General features: G+C 41.4%; 18 protein-coding genes. 12 read left to right on the forward strand and 6 right to left on the reverse strand.

From position 1 onward, the window contains the following. Positions 1-64: 64 nt before the first annotated feature. Positions 65-850, forward strand: a complete 786-nt coding sequence (gldN, locus tag Q7J63_RS14100; protein ID WP_236613217.1) for a gliding motility protein GldN — start codon at positions 65-67, stop codon at positions 848-850. Between the two features lie 14 nt (positions 851-864). Here gldN and uvrC read toward each other — a convergent pair whose 3' ends face one another. The 3 genes from uvrC to Q7J63_RS14115 all read right to left on the reverse strand — a co-directional run bounded on the left by uvrC (position 865) and on the right by Q7J63_RS14115 (position 7,686). Then, entirely contained in the window at positions 865-2,676 is a 1,812-nt protein-coding gene (gene uvrC, locus Q7J63_RS14105) for an excinuclease ABC subunit UvrC (protein WP_304887204.1), read from the reverse strand. Positions 2,677-2,742: 66 nt separating this feature from the next. Continuing rightward, positions 2,743-5,019 carry a penicillin-binding protein 1A gene (locus Q7J63_RS14110; protein ID WP_304887033.1) on the reverse strand — a complete coding sequence of 759 codons (2,277 nt, stop codon included), beginning with the start codon at positions 5,017-5,019 and terminating at the stop codon, positions 2,743-2,745. Positions 5,020-5,040: 21 nt separating this feature from the next. Beyond that, positions 5,041-7,686, reverse strand: a complete 2,646-nt coding sequence (locus Q7J63_RS14115) for a gliding motility protein (protein ID WP_304887206.1) — start codon at positions 7,684-7,686, stop codon at positions 5,041-5,043. Between the two features lie 112 nt (positions 7,687-7,798). Between Q7J63_RS14115 and Q7J63_RS14120 the strand changes: the two genes are divergently transcribed. The 10 genes from Q7J63_RS14120 to atpG all read left to right on the forward strand — a co-directional run bounded on the left by Q7J63_RS14120 (position 7,799) and on the right by atpG (position 14,810). Continuing rightward, positions 7,799-8,671 carry a M23 family metallopeptidase gene (locus tag Q7J63_RS14120; protein ID WP_304887035.1) on the forward strand — a complete coding sequence of 291 codons (873 nt, stop codon included), beginning with the start codon at positions 7,799-7,801 and terminating at the stop codon, positions 8,669-8,671. Positions 8,672-8,674: 3 nt separating this feature from the next. Then, on the forward strand, positions 8,675-9,112 hold the full coding sequence (locus tag Q7J63_RS14125; RefSeq protein ID WP_019596615.1) for a polymer-forming cytoskeletal protein: 438 nt from the start codon (positions 8,675-8,677) through the stop codon (positions 9,110-9,112). Then, positions 9,078-9,332 (forward strand): AtpZ/AtpI family protein, encoded by a 255-nt coding sequence (locus Q7J63_RS14130; protein ID WP_022582278.1) that lies wholly within the window; start codon positions 9,078-9,080, stop codon positions 9,330-9,332. The genes Q7J63_RS14125 and Q7J63_RS14130 overlap by 35 nt, the downstream gene beginning before the upstream one ends. A 24-nt stretch (positions 9,333-9,356) precedes the next feature. After that, positions 9,357-9,743, forward strand: a complete 387-nt coding sequence (locus tag Q7J63_RS14135; RefSeq protein ID WP_019596617.1) for a hypothetical protein — start codon at positions 9,357-9,359, stop codon at positions 9,741-9,743. A gap of 18 nt (positions 9,744-9,761) precedes the next feature. Next, positions 9,762-10,784 (forward strand): F0F1 ATP synthase subunit A, encoded by a 1,023-nt coding sequence (atpB, locus tag Q7J63_RS14140; protein ID WP_304887040.1) that lies wholly within the window; start codon positions 9,762-9,764, stop codon positions 10,782-10,784. Between the two features lie 46 nt (positions 10,785-10,830). Next, positions 10,831-11,088, forward strand: a complete 258-nt coding sequence (atpE, locus tag Q7J63_RS14145) for an ATP synthase F0 subunit C (protein WP_019596619.1) — start codon at positions 10,831-10,833, stop codon at positions 11,086-11,088. A gap of 88 nt (positions 11,089-11,176) precedes the next feature. After that, entirely contained in the window at positions 11,177-11,671 is a 495-nt protein-coding gene (atpF, locus tag Q7J63_RS14150; protein WP_304887043.1) for a F0F1 ATP synthase subunit B, read from the forward strand. 8 nt (positions 11,672-11,679) lie between these two features. Next, positions 11,680-12,240 carry an ATP synthase F1 subunit delta gene (gene atpH / locus Q7J63_RS14155; protein WP_019596621.1) on the forward strand — a complete coding sequence of 187 codons (561 nt, stop codon included), beginning with the start codon at positions 11,680-11,682 and terminating at the stop codon, positions 12,238-12,240. Positions 12,241-12,271: 31 nt separating this feature from the next. Then, on the forward strand, positions 12,272-13,849 hold the full coding sequence (gene atpA / locus Q7J63_RS14160; protein WP_019596622.1) for a F0F1 ATP synthase subunit alpha: 1,578 nt from the start codon (positions 12,272-12,274) through the stop codon (positions 13,847-13,849). An 85-nt stretch (positions 13,850-13,934) separates the two neighbouring features. Then, positions 13,935-14,810, forward strand: a complete 876-nt coding sequence (atpG, locus tag Q7J63_RS14165) for an ATP synthase F1 subunit gamma (RefSeq protein ID WP_304887047.1) — start codon at positions 13,935-13,937, stop codon at positions 14,808-14,810. Positions 14,811-15,075: 265 nt separating this feature from the next. Here the strand turns inward: atpG and Q7J63_RS14170 are convergent, their stop codons facing one another. Further along, positions 15,076-15,714 carry a GDSL-type esterase/lipase family protein gene (locus Q7J63_RS14170; protein WP_019596624.1) on the reverse strand — a complete coding sequence of 213 codons (639 nt, stop codon included), beginning with the start codon at positions 15,712-15,714 and terminating at the stop codon, positions 15,076-15,078. A gap of 355 nt (positions 15,715-16,069) precedes the next feature. Between Q7J63_RS14170 and Q7J63_RS14175 the strand changes: the two genes are divergently transcribed. Continuing rightward, on the forward strand, positions 16,070-16,912 hold the full coding sequence (locus Q7J63_RS14175; protein WP_304887049.1) for a hypothetical protein: 843 nt from the start codon (positions 16,070-16,072) through the stop codon (positions 16,910-16,912). Here Q7J63_RS14175 and Q7J63_RS14180 read toward each other — a convergent pair. Together Q7J63_RS14180 and Q7J63_RS14185 are read right to left on the reverse strand one after the other, a co-directional pair. After that, a complete protein-coding gene (locus Q7J63_RS14180; RefSeq protein WP_304887051.1) occupies positions 16,892-18,241 on the reverse strand; it encodes an alkaline ceramidase in 1,350 nt (449 codons plus the stop codon). The two genes, Q7J63_RS14175 and Q7J63_RS14180, sit on opposite strands and share 21 nt — an antisense overlap. A gap of 79 nt (positions 18,242-18,320) precedes the next feature. After that, complete coding sequence (locus Q7J63_RS14185) at positions 18,321-19,484, reverse strand: AIR synthase related protein (protein WP_304887053.1); 1,164 nt, start codon at positions 19,482-19,484, stop codon at positions 18,321-18,323. Between the last annotated feature and the right edge of the window lie 317 nt (positions 19,485-19,801).

Here is a 19,801-nt window from a genome sequence, read left to right on the forward strand (position 1 = left end):
GATGTGTTTTGGACATCCTCTTTAAATGAAAAGGCATATGAAACTACATGTTAAACTAATTGGAATGCTATCTCTCCTGGGTACAATGCTCGGGACTGATGTAATGGGGCAGGGTGCCACAAGTGTGAGTCCCACTGTCTTTGGAGATCGTCAATTCAAAGTGGATACCGTATTTTCTGCCAGACCGATCAGGGAGGATGACAAAATGTATCAAGTTGCCGTTTGGAGAAGGATAGACCTTAGGGAAAAGTACAATCTTCCTCTTTATGGATCTGGGGATACCAAAAACAACGGGATCATCAGCCAAATCTACAAAGCCATTGTGGATGACAATGCCCTAGAGGTATTTGGAGACGAGGATTTTAAGCAGCCTTTGTCCATCGCTGATTTCCAGGAAAATTACTGGTTGGCAGCAAATGGGGATAGTATTTTCTCAAAAAATCTTTATTATTTGGATTTTAGAGAGGATTTTATCTTCGACAAACATCACTCTCAGGTTAGGTTTGATATCAAATACCTAGAGTTGGTAATGCCTTCCCCTACAAATTCCAATGCAGGTCAGAAGACTATCGCTTATATTCGGTACAAGGATTTTTACAATCATTTCAAAGATCATCCAGAGGCAAAGTGGTTGAATTTTCAAAACACGGCTAAAAATTTGACCTATGATCAGGCCTTTGATTTGAGATTGTTCAGATCGGTGATTCGAAAATACACCAATTCAGATGATGCATTGGTTGCGGATATGGTAAGGGCAGACAATCCAAATCCCCAACTGCAGGCTTTTCTCGATGCACTTGAATATGAATACAGTCTCTTGGAGTTCGAAAGTGGGCTTTGGGAATGGTAATAAAAAAAGCGGGTTTAATCACCCGCTTTTTTTATGTCCTTGAAGGATTGAATAAGCTTTTCCGCCTTACTTTTTCCAATTACCGCCTCGAGGGATTCCACACTGGCCTCTTTAATTTTTTTCACAGATTTGAATTGCTTTAACAATTTTTCCGCTGTTTCCGGCCCGATCCCCTCAATTTCCGTGAGTGATGATCCCAATGCCTGTTTGCTTCTCAAATCCCGGTGGAAAGTAATGGCGAACCGATGGGCTTCGTCCCTGATTCTTTGCAAAAGTCGGAGGGATTCCGATTTCTTGTCGATATGCAACGGATATTGGTCTTCTGGAAAATAGATCTCTTCCAATCTTTTGGCAATTCCGATAATTGGAATTTTACCATAAATCCCCAATTGCTTCAGTGCTTCCACTGAGGAAGACAATTGCCCCTTGCCACCATCTATGACGATCAACTTTGGTAGTGGTTTCGCTTCATCCAAAAGCCGCTTATATCTTCTCCCAACCACCTCAGTCATGCTCGCAAAATCATCCGGACCCTCGACTGTCTTGATGTGGTAATGCCGGTACTCCTTCACTGCAGGCTTTCCATTTAAAAAGCAAACCATACTTGCCACTGGATTGGTCCCATGGATGTTGGAATTGTCAAAACACTCGATGTGATCTGGGAGCTCCTTTAAAGAAAGGTCGGATTGCAACTGTTTTAGTACCCTGAATTTTTTGTCTTGGACTTCTCCAGAAGCGAGTGCTTTTTCTTTTTTGTAAAATTTGGCGTTTTTCAGGGAGAGCTCCACAAGTTTTTTCTTGTCTCCGATTTTCGGTACAGTGATGTTCAATCCCTCAAATTCCTCCTCAAAATCAATGTTGACCAAAATCTCTTGGGCATCACTCTGGAATTGATCCCTTAATCTTACTATGGCAGTCAAAAGAAGTTCGGTGTCTGTTTCATCCAGCTTTTTCTTGAGTTCAACTGTTTTGGTAAGGATGATTGCCCCTCTTTTGATCTTAAGAAAATTCACATATGCGCTTTTTTCATCCGTTTCTATCGCAAAGACATCCAGATCGAGGATTGAGGGGCTGGTGACCAATGATTTTGCCTGATATTTTTCCAGCAACTCCATTTTGTCTTTAAAAAATTGCGCCTTTTCAAAAGCCATCATTTCAGCATATTTCAACATCTGATGTTTGAAAAAGGCCTTTGGGATGCCAAGGTTTCCTTTAAGAATGTTTTTCGCTTGCTCGATTTCGTTGAGGTAGTCAGGCTCTCCTTGTAGGCCTTCACAGGGTCCAAGACAATTTCCCAAGTGGTATTCCAAACACACCTTGTACTTCTGCTCGCCAATTTTGTAGGGGTTCAAATCAAGTTTGCATGTCCGAATGGTAAATAAGCTCCTGATCAACTCCAGGACATTGTTCATTCCTCTTATACTGGCGAAAGGACCATAATAGATTCCCTTTCCCTGAATCATCTTTCTGGTTGGGTAAATCCTTGGGAAAGGCTCTTTGGTAAGCAGGAGGTAAGGATAAGTTTTATCGTCTTTTAATAAAATATTGTATCTGGGCTGGGTTTTTTTGATCAGGTTGTTTTCCAGCAAGAGGGCATCAAATTCTGAATCAACGATCGTGATCTCAATCCTTCTGATTTCCTTGACCATCTTTTTGGTCTTGTAATTCAACCCAATTGTTTTGGTAAAATAGCTTGCTACCCGTTTTTTTAAACTCTTTGCTTTGCCAACATAGATCAGTTCATTCTCACTGTTATAATATTTGTATACCCCAGGCTGGTCGGGTAATAGATTGCTTTGGTCCGGTGTGTAAAAGGAGGCTTCCATGATGCTGTAAATATAAAAAAAGCAGCCTCGGAAGAGGCTGCTTTTTTTGCTTGTCAAAAAAGAATTTTAGAAATCATTTTTTTTCGGATCAAAATCGAAATCACTGAATTGATTGCTTTCCATTTCATATTGATCACAATTGATTTCTATGCTCAATGGTCTTTCCGGTCGAGGGAATGGGCCTTTGGTAATGTTCAATGCTGGATCAGCATAAACCTTCGCCATATATTTCACCCAAATGGGTCTTGCCGTTTGGCCACCTTGCCCACTAATCCAACTCCTGAAGTGAATGGCTCTGTCATCTCCTCCAACCCAAACACCACTTACCAAGTCTTTGCTGACACCCATGTACCAACCATCGGAGGCATTTTGTGTGGTTCCTGTCTTTCCGCCCAATTCATTTCCATTGTCTCTGATATCTCTGGAAACTCCTTGACTTGTCCCTCTTGTTTCCTCAAATCCACCTCTTAACATGTACAACATTAAGTAGGCATGCTCTTCGCTCATCGCCGGTTTTTTCCTTGGCGTAAATTGCTGTAAGACATTGCCATTTTTATCCTCAATCCTATCGATATAAAAAGGTACGATATGCTCACCCTTGTTAACAAAGGTGCCAAATGCCCCGACCATTTCGAATATGGTCACGTCGCTTGTGCCCAAAGCCAATGCAGGAACTTCCTCCAAATCACTGGTGATACCAAGCCTGTGTGCTGTCTCCACCACTACTTTTGGACTTAATTTCTTCATCATATAGGCGGTAACAGAGTTCACGGACTGGGCCATTGCTCTTCTTATCGTCATGTTGGTGTAGGAAAATTTTCCATCGGCATTTTTTGGACTCCATGCAGGTTGTCCAGGAATGTTGACCTGAACAGGCTGGTCCATGACGGTATAACAAGGACTGTAACCATTTTCGATGGCAGCAGCATAGACAAAAGGCTTGAATGTAGAACCTGGCTGTCTTTTTCCCTGTTTCACATGGTCATACTTGAAATGTTTGTGATTGATACCACCTACCCAGGCCTTGATATGCCCATTTTCTGGATCCATGGATACAAAACCGGCCTGCAGATGCTTTTTATAATGACGCAATGAATCCATGGTACTCATAAGCGTGTCAATTTCTGACCTATTCCAGGAAAATACGCGCATTTTCTTTTTCTCGTTCAATTTGATTTGGATAGAATCGGAATTCTGTCCATACCTGTTGACCAACAAACGATAGGTTTCCGTCCGCTTTACAGCAGTTTCCAAGAAATTTGGGATCACTTTTCCCGTATTGTCAATCCAAGGATCACGGTTGCCGATTTCCTTTTCAAACTTCTTCTGAAGTTCCCGCATGTGTTCGTCCACGGATTCCTCAGCATGGCGTTGCATGCGGCTATCGATAGTGGTGTATATTTTTAATCCATCACCAAAAAGGTCATAAGTTGAACCGTCCGATTTTAAATTTTCTTTGGTCCATTTGATCAAATCCGCTTTGATGATTTCTCTGAAGTAAGTGGCAGAGCCTTGGTTTTGGTTGTCCACTCTATAATCCAATTCTACTGGGAGTTTGGATATCGAATCGTATTCTGCCTCAGTGATATATTCATATTTTTCCATTTGTCCCAAGACGGTATTTCTTCTTCGCAGGGAGTTTTCAGGATTGTAAACAGGACTGTAATAAGAAGGAGCTTTGAAGAGGCCCACCAAGGTCGCAGATTCCTGAATATTAAGATTGTTGGTTTCTTTTTTGAAGAAGGTTTTTGCTGCCGTTTTGATTCCGTACGCATTGCTCCCGAATTCGGATGTGTTTAAATAAAGCGTAAGAATCTCATTTTTGGTGTAACTCTTCTCTAATCTTGTAGCGACGATCCATTCTTTGGTTTTGATAATCAGCATTTTCAAGCCCGGGATTTTACTCAGTAAGCCTTGGGATTCCTGGGTTCGCAATTTGAAGAGATTTTTTGCTGTTTGCTGACTTAAGGTACTACCTCCACCGGCGGATTGTCTCAAAATGAGAGATTTGAACAGTACACGGCCCATGCTTTGGAAGTCGATGCCGGAGTGTTTTTCAAACCGCACATCTTCAGTGGCAATAAGTGCATGGACAAGATTTGGGGAGAGGTCATTGTAAGTGACCGGGCTTCTGTTTTCACGGAAATAATTTCCGAGAAGTACCCCGTCAGCAGAGTAGAGTTCGGATGCTTGCTCGCTTTGGGGGTTTTCCAAGGCTTTGAAATCCGGCAATTCACCAAACAAGCCTAAGAAATTTCCACTTACTGCCCAGATAAACAAAATAAACCCTGCTAGGCCTACAGTGAAAGTTATCCAAATATATTTTATAATTTTTTGGGTCATTTTATTTTATTACTTGAAGATTTACTGGTATGTTTTTTTATAGAAATTCCTGTATTCATTTATGTCTTTTCTTTTATTCAATTCCTGGAAATTCTCTATGGAGATCAGGAAACTGTTGTCTTTGTCCGATGAATTCAAGGAGCTGGTGTTGAAATCCTGCATGAACTTTTCGCGATAGGCCAATGCCCTTTCGGCATTGTTGAACGGACTTACAATGAAAATCGCATTTTCAGAATTTAGGTTCATATTTCCTGTCCTCAACCGTGCATTGGAGAAATTTTGACTGTGGAAATTTTCCAAATCCGCCAGCAAGCCCTTCGCTTCCGCTGCCTGCTTTGGTTCTAAGACGATGACAAATATATGTGTTTGGTTAGGATTTTCTTTGTAAGGAGTCACTTCTTCTGCTTCTTCGGAATCCGATTCTGATTTTTGGTCATCTCCTTCCTCTGAAGTACGTGCAACAGCCTCTAATCCTTCATTTTTTTGTTCTGTTTTTGGTTTCTCGCCTGTCAAAGCTATCAGCATATTTCTTGCCATATTTAACAGTCCAGGATCTTCGGTATTCTGAATGTAATTCTCCAATCTGGATTGGTATCTTTCCCGATCATCGATTTTCCCTGACACCATAATATCCAAAAGCATGAATTTCTCGGTATTTCGGGTAAGTGGATAAGCTTCCAGAGTTGAACGGATGATGGATCTTGCCTCCTGATATTGCCTCGAATAATACTTGGAATAGGCCTCTTCATATTTTTTGGACGACTCCAAGTATGCCAGATTGCCAGTTGCCCCTTCGGGATTATTGACAGAAAAGGTAAATGGAGATTCCGGAAACTCCTTGTTGAGCTTTTCCACATAGCGTCTGGCATTTCCATTGATCTCGGTTTGTGCAAGATAGAGCAGGTAATAGGATTCGGGCTTTTTGACAGAATTTGGATATTTTTCTATATGGTTTTCCAAATATCCAATGCCGGGATCTGGTTCTTTCAGGTCCAAAAACAAAAGCTTACCCAGTTCAAAATAGGAGATGTCAAGCGCTTCCCTGAGGCCCCTAAGAGACTCTTCGGTTTTTGGGATCTGGGCCATGAGACTTTCCTTGTCCGGAAGTTGCCCAAGCAAAGGTTTTTCGTCCTCAACTTGAATACTGTCTGAGGGACTCGGCTTGATTTCAATATTTTGCTCAGGTTCTGAAATGGCACTTTGAAATCCCTGACCACTTCTCCTCCAATTGTCCTGCAGTGTCCTGTTTCCCCAGTTTCTGAAAAAATCAATGGATCCTTGCTGAAGGGCCACTGCATTGTCGAAATAGAAGTTTTCACCTGATCCTCTGCCGCTAAAAGCCAAAAGATTCTCAAAGATTCCGGAGCTCTTTGGTTCCTCTTTCTTTGCAGCTTCCCTAAGCAGTCTTTCTTCCTCCCCTTTGATGAATGCATCAGCTATCAATTCCTGTTCCTCTGGAGTCAGGAGGCTTAAGGCGATAAGGCTATCATTCCTGATAATGGTCTCAAAATGGATGACATAGTCGTCCAGCACTTCCTTCCTTTTCGTGATGGGGGAGTGGGAAGGATCGCTTGGCTTGAAATAAACCAAGGCACTGTCTAGATAGTATTTGGCCGCTCTGTAATCTTTTTTAAGGTCAAAACGGATATCGGCTAATTTTTCGTAGATATAACCTTTTTGGATTTGATTCTTTCCTTCCTCCTTTGCCGCAAGGGTCAGTAAGCGCTCGGCTTCCTCTTCTCCATTTTGTTTCAATTCAAAAAGGGCCCTTTCATACAGGATTACATCCCTTAAATCCCTGTTTTTACTGTCGTCATATAGGCTGCCGTAATAGTTGCGGACGCGTTGCAAATCCTTGCTTTTATTTAATTCCGCGACTTGTTGAGCATAAAGTTTTGCGAAAAAGCTTCGCTCATAGGGTGGGTTTCCTTTTTCCGCTTCACCATAAAAACTGAAGGCCAAGGCATCCAAATCTTCCCGTTGATAGAGTTGCGCTAGGATAAAATTGATTCTTGATTTGTCTTTTTTGTCTTTTACATATTCAAGGGATTTATCCAATGCTCCGATTTTTCCGTTGATTTCCCCACGAGTATCATAATAATAGGCCAATGTTTTGAACAGGAGGAATTTGTTTTCGGGATTGATTTTGGATTCCTTGGAAAGATAATCAATCACAAATGCTGCATCTTCGTTCTTTTTGAGGTCGGTAAAGATCCGAAGCAACTGGATAAGGCTTCTGTGACGCAAATCCTTGTCCTTGCTGTTGACGTTAATGTATTTGAATGTGTTGATGGCATCATCAAAATTTGCTTGGTAGTAGTCGATCAATCCGATCAAAAAATAACTGTCGTCGACCCATTTGCTTATCCTGTGCCAATCGATGGCCTTTGAAGCAAGTTCTCGGGCTTCTTTTAAGAGAGCTTCGTTTTGTTCGATAGTTGCGCTATCAACCGGGTAGAAAATCGGTAAAATCTGGCTGTAATCTTCTTGGTGCTGGCTTTGAAATAAGTTTTCCAATTCAATGATCTTTTCCTTTGCAAGAAAAAAGGCATTGTATTTTGCGGTCGTATTGTGGTACAATCTATTGGGGAAGGTGTTTTTCTCCGATGAGCATGCTGATAAAAGCAGGGCAAAACATAAAATAACCAGACTTGATTTTGCGTGCATGCGAAGGGATACGTTATAATAATGACCAAAATACTCCATTTGATTCAATTAATTAAACGCTTTTGGTTAATATTATATTTTTGAAGACATCAAAACATAAACCCACCATGGCTTGAAGATCCAGCGAAAATTAAAAGATTGGATAAAAACCAAATTTCTTTTCGTAATCAGAAAGGAAGATGATTTTTCTGTGATCACTTCCTTTAGCATCACCAAGATCCGTGTTGCGCTGATTTTGGTTTTGTTCTTTTTGTGTGCCTTTGGTTTTTCGCTGTTGATGTCCAGGACTTTTTTAAGGTCTTGGTACGACCCTGAGTTTGTGGAATCCGAAAACATCACCAAAATTCTTGCTTTGTCCGAGGCCATAGACTCACTGACGGTGGAAGTCAACCAAAGGGATGCATATTTGAAAAATATACAGGGGATTATTTCCGGAGAAAACATCAGCGAGGAGCAACAGGAAATCTCCCGCCGAGAGGGATTGACAAATCGGGGAAATGTCCAGGAGGGAAATTACCAAGAAAGCCAGGCAACAAAAGCCATAATCGAGGAATTTAAATCGGCTCCTTTGGATTTTTCCAATCCGAAAACAATGGCTTCGGCGCCTTTCACAGATACTTACTTTTTTTCACCCATCAAAGGCGTGGTCACCGCGGTCTTCCAACCAGAAAAGGGGCACTTTGGGATAGATGTGGTGACCAAGGAAGATGAGCCCGTCAAAGCAATCGGTGATGGAACGGTAATATTGGCAGTATGGACATTGGAAACCGGGTTTATCATTGGTATCCAGCATTCCAATGAATTGATTTCCATATATAAGCATAATTCGGTAATTTTGAAGAGGATGGGTGACTTGGTAAGAAGTGGCGAGATTATTTCCATTGTCGGTGACACCGGCGAACTTTCATCAGGGCACCATCTTCATTTTGAATTATGGTATAAAGGTAAACCATTGAATCCACAGCATTTCATAACATTTGATTAGACTATGTTCAACAAAAGCGAGAAAATCGAGGAAAAAAGAACTATTGCAGTCGAGCAAACTGACACTAGCAATGTGATTTCCAAAGAAACCAGGATCACAGGTGATATCCAGGCTTTGGGGAATATCCGAATAGAAGGTTCTGTAGATGGAACTATTTATTCCAAAGGGAGAGTGGTCATCGGGGAAGTCTCCGTGATCAAGGGAAATATCACCTCTGTAGAGGCAGAGATTTCCGGAAAAGTCGAGGGTGAGGTGACATGTACCGAAATATTATTTCTTAGAAGAAGCGCAATTATTTCGGGGAACATTACGACCCAAAAACTTGTGGTGGAAAACGGAGCGGTCTTCAATGGGAAATGCCAGATGAACACAAATGCGATGGTGGTATCCAAATCTGAAGACAAAAATGAGCAAAGAGGAAAACAAAGTGCCACGGGATAACTCCCCAAGCTACCTCAAATACATCGGATTGTCTTTCCAAATGATCGCCGTCATCGGATTGGGAACTTGGTTGGGTTGGGAAATCCAACAAAAAAGTCAGATGAATTTCCCGGTGTGGCTATTGACATTTTGTTTTTTATCCATTGCTGTTTCGTTTTATCAACTTTTCATTTCGCTTAAAAATGATGAAAAGGAGCAACAGAAAAATAAAAAGCCCTAGATTTGCGACCTGATTCACACGGTCATGAAGCCAATCTTGATATTTACCTTAAAAGTCCTTTCCTTTTCCTTGGTCATTGCAGGAATTGTTTATTCGCTGCAAAATTTTATTATGCCCGAGTTAATCCATGAAAGTGTATGGAAAGTGCTTTCTTTTTTTGCTTTGTTGGTGTGGGCTTCAGGACTATTTGTCCAATACCTCATGAAGTTGAGCAAAGAAAATTCTTCAAATATCCTTTTAGGAGCAACAGTTATTCGATTTATTGCCAGTGCAGGCTTCGTTGCAATACTCCTTGTACTGGGTGTCGAGAATAAAATTCTGTTTGTGGCCAATTTCTTTGCTATTTATTTCTTATTCTTATTGTTTGATATATACAGCTTAATGGCTAATTTGCGCCCTCATTCGAAATAGGTTTTAAAAATTCATTTAATGATTCGTAAATTTCTTTGGCTAACTGCTTTATTGACAGCACTTTTATTACCGCTTGCGAATGTGGCTGTTGCTGCTTCAGATGAGGAGGATAAGACTGGTTTTATCATGCATCACGTGAAGGATTCCCATGAATGGCATTTTGCCACTTTTGGGCATACGCACATTACCCTTCCCCTTCCCGTGATTGTTTATTCAAAGGACTCTGGTTTGGAAGTGTTCAGCTCTTCAGATTTTCAGAATCCTGGGACCCATGCATTTGGAAGGGAATATGGAAAAAACGGATTCTATATTGATGAACATGACCATTTGAAAGCTGAAGTTGAGGACAGATCCTTTCTTGAGCTTTCCATCACAAAAAATGTCGCCATGTTGTTCATTGTGTTGATCGTCGTTATTTCATTGACACTCTCTGCGGCGAGTCATTACAAGAAGCATCCGAATACTGCACCGAAAGGCGTGGCTTCATTTATAGAGCCTTTGGTGGTTTTTGTAAGAGATGAAATCGCCTTGTCTAACATCGGTCCCAAATACAAAAAATTCACGCCTTATTTACTGACCATATTTTTCTTTATCTGGTTTGGCAACTTAATGGGTTTGATCCCAGGCGCAGCCAACATGACCGGTAACATCGCAGTAACAGCAACCTTGGCGATATTTACGTTTTTCGTAACCAATCTAAACGGAAACAAAGACTATTGGAAACACGTGGTAGCGACTCCAGGAGTCCCGCTTCCACTCTTATTGGTCATTGTCCCTGTGGAGATCATCGGCTTATTTACCAAACCTTTCGCATTGATGGTTCGACTTTTTGTCGCCATTACCGCAGGGCACATTGTGATCCTGAGTTTTATCGGATTGATCTTTGTGTTTGAATCCATGGCAGTGGGCTTTGCCAGTACCATCATGGTGGTCTTTATCAATATGATTGAGATTTTGGTTGCCACGATTCAAGCCTACGTCTTTACACTCTTCTCTGCCATGTACATCGGTCAGGCAGTAGCGGAACACGATCACCATTAATGAATGCGTAATTTCTTTGTTCAATTTATATAAATAATACACACGTATGTTAACTTCAATCTTGTTATCAGCCGGTCTTGCACTTATGGGTGCTGGAATCGGTGCCGGAATTGTCGCGATAGGCGCAGGTCTTGGTATTGGTAGAATCGGTGGTCAAGCCATGGACGGTATCGCTCGTCAACCTGAAGCAGCTGGAAAAATCCAAACTGCCATGTTGATCATCGCGGCACTTATCGAAGTTGTGTCTCTTTTCGCAGTGGTAGTTTGTCTACTTATTGCTTTGAAAGAAGGTTACACTTTCTAAGAAAAAATGTATAGGGTTGGCATTAAGTCAGCCCTATCTTTTCTTTTTATTGAACAAAACAGAGATAATAACTAAAATATAATTCTTTATGGATCTTATAATACCTTCATCAGGATTGATGATTTGGCAAATAATCGGCTTCTCGATTTTGCTTTTTATCTTGGCGAAATTTGCTTGGAAACCGATTTTGTCGGCATTGGACGAAAGGGAAAGCAGCATTGAAGCAGCACTTCACGCAGCAGAGTTGGCTAGAAATGAAATGGCAAACATCCATGAAAAAAGCGAAAAGCTTTTGATGGAAGCCAGAATGGAAAGAGACGAAGTCTTGAAAACCGCACATGCTGCATCGGACAAAATCATTGAGGCAGCAAAAGAGGTTTCCTTATCAGAAGGTGCCAAATTGATTGAAAATGCCAAAGCTGTCATTGAAAACGAGAAAAAAGCGGCTTTGACAGAAGTGAAAAACCAAATTGCCATTTTGACTTTGGAAGTAGCTGAAAAGCTGATGAGAAAGAATTTGGCTTCCGATTCAGCTCAAAAAGAGTTGGTAGAGGGATTTGTTAGAGATCTTAAGTTAAATTAAATCCGCCCATGTCATCTATTAGAGTAGCTTCCCGATACGCCAAATCCATTTTGGAACTTGCCATTGAAAAGGGTATCCTTGAAGAAGTACACCAAGACATGCAATTACTGTTGACCTTGGACAAAGCAACTCCTGAATTGGGGGTGATGCTGAATAGTCCCATTGTCAGCTCAGATAAAAAGCTTAAAATTCTAAAAGCCCTCTTTCCCGAAGGTTCATCGGAATTGACTTTGCCTTTTTTTGAGATTGTTTCCAAAAAGAACAGAGACAATGTATTGATGGAGATTGCTAAAGAATTCCACAATCAATACAACGAAAGCAAAGGGATCCAATTGGCAACAGTGACGACCACCTTTCCCATCGATGAGAAGCTGAAAAAGGAATTTATCGAGATAGTGAAAGAGATTTCGGGTCTTGAAAAAGTGGAGTTGATAGAAAAAATAAACCCTGAGATTATCGGTGGGTTTATCTTGAAAGTAAATGACAGGCAATTGGACGAATCCTTGAACAGCAAATTGAAAGCGCTGCGACTTGAATTTTCCCAAAACCTTTATGAAAAGAAGTTTTAAAAATTAGCAATAACAGTATAAAGATATAAGCATGGCAAATGTAAGACCTGACGAAGTTTCAGCAATTCTGAGAGAACAACTCTCTGGAGCTAAAACGCAAGCTGAACTTGAAGAAGTGGGAACTGTCCTTCAAGTAGGTGATGGAGTAGCCCGTATTTATGGACTTTCTAAAGCTCAGGCGGGTGAGTTGCTCGAGTTTGAGAACGGTCTGAAAGCAATGGTGCTTAACCTTGAAGAAGATAACGTTGGAGCCGTACTTTTCGGTGATTCCAAAGGAGTGAAAGAAGGAGATGTCGTAAAACGTACCAAGAAAATTGCTTCCCTCAATGTTGGAGAAGGCATGCTCGGTCGTGTTGTCGATACCCTAGGCAATCCAATTGATGGGAAAGGTCCATTGTTGGGAGAGCTTTATGAAATGCCCCTTGAGCGCAAAGCCCCAGGTGTTATCTATCGGCAGCCGGTGAATGAGCCGATGCAGACAGGAATCAAATCCATCGATGCGATGATCCCAATTGGCAGAGGCCAAAGGGAACTGATCATTGGTGATCGTCAGACAGGTAAAACTGCCGTTGCCGTGGATGCGATTATTAACCAAAAAGAATTTTACGAAAAGGGTGAGCCAGTTTATTGTATCTATGTGGCCATCGGACAAAAAGCCTCTACGGTAGCCGGTGTGGTTGCAGTTTTGGAAAAAGCCGGAGCCCTTCCTTATACAGTGGTCGTTGCTGCTTCAGCTGCTGATCCAGCACCAATGCAGTTTTTTGCACCTTTCACAGGAGCGGCCATTGGAGAGTTTTTCAGAGATACCGGTCGTCCGGCATTGGTGGTTTATGATGATCTTTCCAAGCAAGCTGTAGCTTACAGAGAAGTCTCTTTGCTATTGAGAAGACCTCCGGGAAGAGAAGCATATCCTGGTGACGTGTTTTATCTTCACTCAAGGTTGTTGGAAAGAGCCGCTAAAATCAACGGTTCGGACGTAATCGCCCGCCAGATGAATGATCTTCCAGATTCCATCAAGCATTTGGTAAAAGGAGGAGGGTCTTTGACTGCACTTCCGATTATCGAAACACAAGCTGGTGACGTTTCTGCCTATATTCCAACCAACGTGATTTCCATCACGGATGGTCAGATTTTCTTGGAAACCAATCTTTTCAACTCCGGTATCCGTCCTGCGATCAACGTGGGTATCTCGGTATCCAGAGTGGGTGGTAATGCTCAAATCAAGTCCATGAAAAAAGTGGCAGGTACATTGAAGTTGGATCAAGCACAGTTCCGTGAATTGGAAGCTTTCTCTAAATTCGGTTCTGATTTGGATGCAACTACCAAAAGGACGATTGAAAGAGGTAGAAGAAATCAGGAAATCCTGAAGCAAGCCCAGTATTCTCCAGTAGCTGTTGAATACCAAGTGGCCATTATCTATGCCTCCACAAAAGGACTTATGGATGGAGTTCCTGTTGACAGATCAAGGGAGTTTGAGAAGGAATTCTACAACCTTTTGTCAGCGGCTTATCCTGAAGCATTGGTTGCGATCAAGAAAGGGGACGTTGATACTGCTGGTAAATTGCTTGCAACTGCAGCAAAAGAATTGACTCCAAAATACGCTAAATAAACATCTTCAATTCTTATTGACGCATCCAGACGGGTGCGTCAATAAGAATTTATATCTATTGACCTCGTCAGTACATCAATAAGCTATGGCTAACTTAAAGGAAGTAAAAGAAAGGATTAATTCTGTAGTTTCGACGCAGCAAATCACCAAGGCCATGAAAATGGTTTCTGCTTCTAAATTGAGAAGAGCGCAGGATAAAATCATCCAAATGCGTCCTTATTCCCAGAAATTGACTGCCATTTTGAATAATGTTTCTTCTGCCAGCGAAGGCGATGAGGATATTGTTTTTGCAGAAAAAAGAGAAGTAAAAAATGTCTTGATCGTACCGATTACTTCCGATAAAGGTCTTTGTGGAGCGTTCAATTCCAACATTCTCAAGGCGGCTAATTTGGCTATCGTCCAACGTTTTGCAGATAAAAACGTCACAATACTTCCCCTGGGAAAAAAAGCTTTTGAGTTTTTCAAAAAGAAAGACAACAAGTTTATCGGTGAGTTTTATCAGGTCTTTTCAGAAGTGACTTTTGAAAATGTGAGAAGGGTTGCTGATTTTGTGATGGAGGGATTTGTCAACGGTGACTATGATCAGATCGTTTTGGTTTACAACGAATTTAAGAATGTGGCGACGCAAAACGTAATCGTTGAAAAATTCCTTCCGATGGAAAAAATAGCCGAAGAGGGAGTAATAAAAGGTGCAGATGTGGATTATATCCTTGAACCTTCAAGAGAATTTATCATCGAGGATTTGGTTCCAACTTCCTTAAAGATTCAATTCTACAAAGCGATTCTTGAAAGCAATGCTTCCGAACATGGTGCGCGTATGACCGCTATGGACAAAGCAACCGAGAACGCAGGTGATCTATTGAAAGACCTAAGGTTGATGTACAACAGAACCAGACAGGCTGCCATTACCAATGAAATCTTGGAAATTGTCTCCGGGGCAAACGCTCTTGGTGGGAAATAATTTTTGAATCCCATAAGAACACAAAAAAAACCAAAGCTCTTTCAAGCTTTGGTTTTTTTTGTGTTCTTTAAAATGACATTCAACCCGAAATATGCAATAGGTTTCCAAATGGGATTGAAACTGAAAGAAAATCAGACTATTGCGAGAATAATTCCTGAAACCAATAGGAATAGGGTGAAGTCAAAATTAGCCAACACCTAATTGATTATCAGTAAATTAAAATTTTAAATGGAGTTCATAATGCATAAAACGGGTTAAACAAAGATCATTTTTTGATTTTTTCGGCAACTACCTTTGCCATGATGCCGAGTCCTTCCGTATTGGGATGCACACCATCGGCAAGCAAATCTGATTTTCCTTCAAATGGAGAATGAAGATCGATGATTTCTATACCTGTTTCCTTAGAAATGTCCAGCAAAATTGGCAACATTTCTTCCCTGATGATATTCTCAGTGATGCCATAATTGGTTTGGAAAACAGGAACCGGAAGGCAGATATAAATCTTTCCGTCTTCAGGCATGGATGCTTTTACTGAACTGATCAAATCCAAATAGTCTTGTTTGAACTCCTTTGCGTATTTCCAATTTTGGGGTTTAGAATCATTTGTCCCCAATTTTATAACCACGATATCCGGTGTATAAGCCAAAACTTCCTGATATTGGGGTTCATTCCAATAGGGGAAGTCTCCATTTTTCAATAGCGTCCGACCACTTACCCCAAAATTTCTGACATCATATTTGTCCCCTAAAATGGTTTGCATCTGTAGCGGGTAACTTTCTGGATTGTCCCTTCCCGGGCCTTGCGTGATGCTGTTGCCGATACACGCAACTTTGATTTGTGATTGGGAAAAGGAAAAACCCGCACTGATGAGGATCATGAATAATCCCAAAAATGATTTTTTCATAGCAGTAGATGAATGGTTTATTGAGGTTTGAAAGTAAAATATTAATTAATGAGTGCTGAATGGGAGGATGTCAACTTTACCTGTTCTAAGCATAACCAATTTTATTCCAGCCTAAAATGGCTTTAAAATTAGTCTTTGGTTACAATTATTGACCGCATCAAATCGGTTAATTGTCTTATGCACCAGATAGTTTGATTTTCTTGGCGTTTTAATGTCCATTAGGAAACCAAATGCATATTTTGGGTTTAACCTCTACACTTGATTGATTTTCTACATGGCCAATTTAGAAATTTGTCCTGTGTTAACCTTTTAAAACTGGATAATTTTAATGAAGCTGCTATCTTTATTTTTTAATATGAAAGGTCTTCAAAAAATCCACCAAAAACTCAATTTGCTCTCTTTGGATGTGGTCTTCGGAGCGGTCGCAGGGATGGTGTTTTTTTCCACTGTCCTTGGTGTCCATCCAAGAGCGCTTGAATATCTCTTGTTGGCTTTGGCGGTTTGGGGGGTATATACTTTAGACCACCTTATTGATGCATGGAGTTTGAAAGAAATTGCACAAACAAAAAGACATTCTTTTCACCAAAATTACTTTAAAACGATTTTTGCATGCTGGGGAACTATGGTCTTGCTGGGAACTGCTTTGGTCATTCTTTCAGAATCTTTGCATTATGTATTGCTCCCTGGTCTGGTTTTAGGGGTAACAATGGTTTTATGGATGGTAGTGATCCGCAAGCTTGTTCCTCAGGCGGTATGGCTTAAGGAAATTTCAATCGCGCTTTTTTATGTTTTGGGAATCCTACTGGTGCCTTTCCTGAAAGCGGATCGGGAATTGATCAACAGCTCTTCTTACTTTCTGGCGTTTGGTTATGTTTTGGTTGCTTGGTTGAATCTTTTGATTCTTTCCTATCAAGATAGGGATTCGGATAAAAAAGATGGTTTTGAATCTATTCTGAGTTTTCTATCAAAAGGGCAACTGGAAGTTTTGATCATTGGACTCGGTGTTCTTGGAGGGATGTATTTTGTGGGTTTACTGCTCTGGTTGCCCTCCTATTTCCACATTTTTTCAGGAATCCTTTTGTTGATCTTACTCTTTCATGCCATCCAATTTCTGAAAGCAGGCCAGAACCCCGAGCTTATGCGAAGTAGATTGGAGCTTTCCTTTTTACTCCCCTTTTTATTGCTGCTTTTCAATTAAGGCACCGATGATCTCATCGAAATAAGCGCCGTTGTAAGGGCCAAACCAATTCATGTCCCGAACTTCGTGGTATTTCTCTTGGTAATACTTATCCGGCGTAATGTAGCCGATGTAGCCACCATTAAAAGAGGTTATGATCAAATTTAAGCCCAATTCTGCAGCTTTCTTTTCCCATTTGTCGTAAAACACGCCTGAGATTTCGCCGCTGGAGCCTATGAGCAGCGTATTTCCCAAGACAAGGATGTCAAAGTGGGCATTCGTTTCCCCGAAAGCCCAATTGAAAATCCATGGTCTCAACCGAATATTGTCGCTGAGTCTGTAATGGACTTCCCTTAATTCAATGGGTAAGTAGGCTGTCAGGATTTTGGCCTTGTTGATCAACTTTGGTTTTTCGCTTTGGTTTGGCAGGTTATTGTTTAGGTCCAGGGCATATTGTTTTACGTCCTCTGGTTGGTTCCCATTTGCTACCGGTCGATGGCTCCCAACAGTTCCCGCTGCAAAAAGTGAAAAAACGTATCCGTTCTGCTCCAAGGCTTTGTTGAAATAAAAGGGATAATCCCCCGACAAACCCATATACTTGGAACTTAGGATAGTGGGATGGGCGCTATAGGTCAGGAAAGTGCCTTTTTGACCGTTTCTTTTTTCGAAAACCAATTGGCGTACAAAAGGGTCGGTGGGATCTTCCGATTTGAATCTATTGGCGACCAAACTGTCTGCATTTGCCCTTTGGTAGTGAAGAACAGCGGTGTCCTGCGTTGCCAAAGCCGATTTGATTCCTTCAAGCGTTTTTTGCTCCAAAAGGGAAACGATGGTTTCATCGAATCCTCCGAATGCCAATTTCCCCATCAAGCCGGGAATGTATCCGCCATGTCCGCTGTGGGTATGTGTTGCTGTAAAATAAACAAAGTCTATGGGGAGATTTTCATTGCGAATGGCGGCTTGGATTCTTTTGGACAAATAGGGGTGGACAATCAACAATTCATAATTGAGAATCGCCACATTCTTTTTTCCATTTCCAAGGACCAGGGTTTTGACATATGAGCTGTCCAGTACAAATTCGTAATTGCCCCTAGGTCGGTACCCGACAAGGGCTGTGGGTTGTTCAGGAGTCGCATTGATGGTTGACCAACCCACCATCCAGGTGTCTGATGCTGAGGAATTGAATTGTAACTCCTGCAGATCGGACATCGTTTCGGTATAATAATCCTTCTCTCTGTAATCTTCCCAATCCACCCATGTAATCGTCAAAAGAAGCAGAATCGCCATTGTTCCCAATATCCAAGCCATGATGTACAAGGATTTTTGGATGAGGGACTTTTTTTGACTCATTATGATGCTTTAGGGTTCCGGTAATTTATCTTAAAGGGAGAATGATCCACTAAATTTTTGTTGATGGCGGATACAAATGTCAATATTCAAATATACCGTGACTGCTCTGAATGGTTACTTTTTTGCCTTTATTCGCAGCAACCCTTCCAATGATCTGTGCTTCTACTCCGAAGGATTCGGCGATATCGATCACTTCCTCCGCATATCTTTCGTCCAAATAGATCTCCATACGGTGGCCCATATTGAAGACTTTGTACATTTCCTTCCAGTCGGTATTGCTTTCTTCTTGGATGATTTTGAAAAGTGGCGGGGTTTCAAAGAGATTGTCTTTGATGACGTGGACATTGTCCACAAAATGGAGCACTTTTGTCTGTGCTCCACCACTGCAATGGACGATACCATGGATTTTTGGCCTTAAGTATTTCAACACATCCACCATGATAGGGGCATAGGTTCGGGTAGGGGACAGTACCAGTTTGCCCATGTTGACGGATGTTCCAGGTGCAGGGTCTGTGAGGTTGTATTTTCCTGAGTACACCAAGTCGTCGGGAACGGCAGGATCAAAACTTTCAGGATATTTGGTTTTCAGTACTTTGTTAAAAACATCATGTCTAGCGGAGGTGAGGCCATTGCTTCCCATTCCACCATTGTAAGCATCTTCATATTTGGCTTGGCCAAAAGAAGCCAGACCGACGATGACATCTCCGGGTTTTATGGCCTCATTGGAAATCACATCTTCCCTTCTCATCCGACAAGTAACGGTACTGTCCACAATGATCGTCCTTACCAGGTCGCCCACATCGGCAGTTTCCCCACCTGTGAGGACCACATTCACTCCATGGTCCCTGAGCATTTGCAAAACTTCTTCGGTTCCGTTGATCAAAGCAGAAATGACTTCGCCGGGAATTCGATTTTTGTTTCTTCCGATTGTGGAAGAAACCAGAATATTGTTCACAGCACCCACGCAGAGGAGATCGTCTGTGTTCATGATGATGGCATCCTGTGCAATTCCCTTCCAAACACTTAGATCACCGGTTTCTTTCCAGTACATATAGGCCAAGGAAGATTTGGTGCCTGCCCCGTCCGCATGCATGATATTGCAATATTCCGGATCGTTGCCTAGGCTGTCTTCCACGATTTTGCAAAAAGCATTGGGATAGAGGCCTTTGTCCAATTTTGAGATTGCTTGGTGGACATCTTCTTTGGAGGCAGAAACCCCCCTTTGCATATACCGTTCGTTCATAGGGCTATTGGTGAGCGTTATTGGAAATGCAAAGTTAAGGATTCTGTTTGGATTGGGGATGAATATTGAAAGATTGCCGTTTAAAAGCTTTTTGGATGAGGGATTTGATATGCATAACTGTGTTTTGATGGGTAAAACCAGTACCATCCCCACCGATTTGCCTTTGTTTTGGCAAATCAAAAAGGTTCAATACGGCAAGTATTGAAGAAATGGAATTTTTTGCTTTTTTTAAATTTCAAAGTAAATTTCAATTTCCTATATTTAATCTTTGGAAATTTTATCAAACCCCAAAAAAGTAAAGACAGAAAATCGATAGG

The sequence above is a fragment of the Rhodonellum sp. genome, from assembly GCF_030656585.1.
GTDB lineage: Bacteria > Bacteroidota > Bacteroidia > Cytophagales > Cyclobacteriaceae > Rhodonellum > Rhodonellum psychrophilum.

Excerpts from the sequence above, each read along its gene's own strand:
- gldN (WP_236613217.1), top strand. The coding sequence starts at position 65 with ATGCTATCTCTCCTGGGTACAATGCTCGGGACTGATGTAATGGGGCAG.
- uvrC (WP_304887204.1), bottom strand. The coding sequence starts at position 2,676 with ATGGAAGCCTCCTTTTACACACCGGACCAAAGCAATCTATTACCCGAC.
- Q7J63_RS14110 (WP_304887033.1), bottom strand. The coding sequence starts at position 5,019 with ATGACCCAAAAAATTATAAAATATATTTGGATAACTTTCACTGTAGGC.
- Q7J63_RS14115 (WP_304887206.1), bottom strand. The coding sequence starts at position 7,686 with ATGCACGCAAAATCAAGTCTGGTTATTTTATGTTTTGCCCTGCTTTTA.
- Q7J63_RS14125 (WP_019596615.1), top strand. The coding sequence starts at position 8,675 with ATGTTCAACAAAAGCGAGAAAATCGAGGAAAAAAGAACTATTGCAGTC.
- Q7J63_RS14130 (WP_022582278.1), top strand. The coding sequence starts at position 9,078 with ATGAGCAAAGAGGAAAACAAAGTGCCACGGGATAACTCCCCAAGCTAC.
- Q7J63_RS14135 (WP_019596617.1), top strand. The coding sequence starts at position 9,357 with ATGAAGCCAATCTTGATATTTACCTTAAAAGTCCTTTCCTTTTCCTTG.
- atpB (WP_304887040.1), top strand. The coding sequence starts at position 9,762 with ATGATTCGTAAATTTCTTTGGCTAACTGCTTTATTGACAGCACTTTTA.
- atpE (WP_019596619.1), top strand. The coding sequence starts at position 10,831 with ATGTTAACTTCAATCTTGTTATCAGCCGGTCTTGCACTTATGGGTGCT.
- atpF (WP_304887043.1), top strand. The coding sequence starts at position 11,177 with ATGGATCTTATAATACCTTCATCAGGATTGATGATTTGGCAAATAATC.
- atpH (WP_019596621.1), top strand. The coding sequence starts at position 11,680 with ATGTCATCTATTAGAGTAGCTTCCCGATACGCCAAATCCATTTTGGAA.
- atpA (WP_019596622.1), top strand. The coding sequence starts at position 12,272 with ATGGCAAATGTAAGACCTGACGAAGTTTCAGCAATTCTGAGAGAACAA.
- atpG (WP_304887047.1), top strand. The coding sequence starts at position 13,935 with ATGGCTAACTTAAAGGAAGTAAAAGAAAGGATTAATTCTGTAGTTTCG.
- Q7J63_RS14170 (WP_019596624.1), bottom strand. The coding sequence starts at position 15,714 with ATGAAAAAATCATTTTTGGGATTATTCATGATCCTCATCAGTGCGGGT.
- Q7J63_RS14175 (WP_304887049.1), top strand. The coding sequence starts at position 16,070 with ATGAAAGGTCTTCAAAAAATCCACCAAAAACTCAATTTGCTCTCTTTG.
- Q7J63_RS14180 (WP_304887051.1), bottom strand. The coding sequence starts at position 18,241 with ATGAGTCAAAAAAAGTCCCTCATCCAAAAATCCTTGTACATCATGGCT.
- Q7J63_RS14185 (WP_304887053.1), bottom strand. The coding sequence starts at position 19,484 with ATGAACGAACGGTATATGCAAAGGGGGGTTTCTGCCTCCAAAGAAGAT.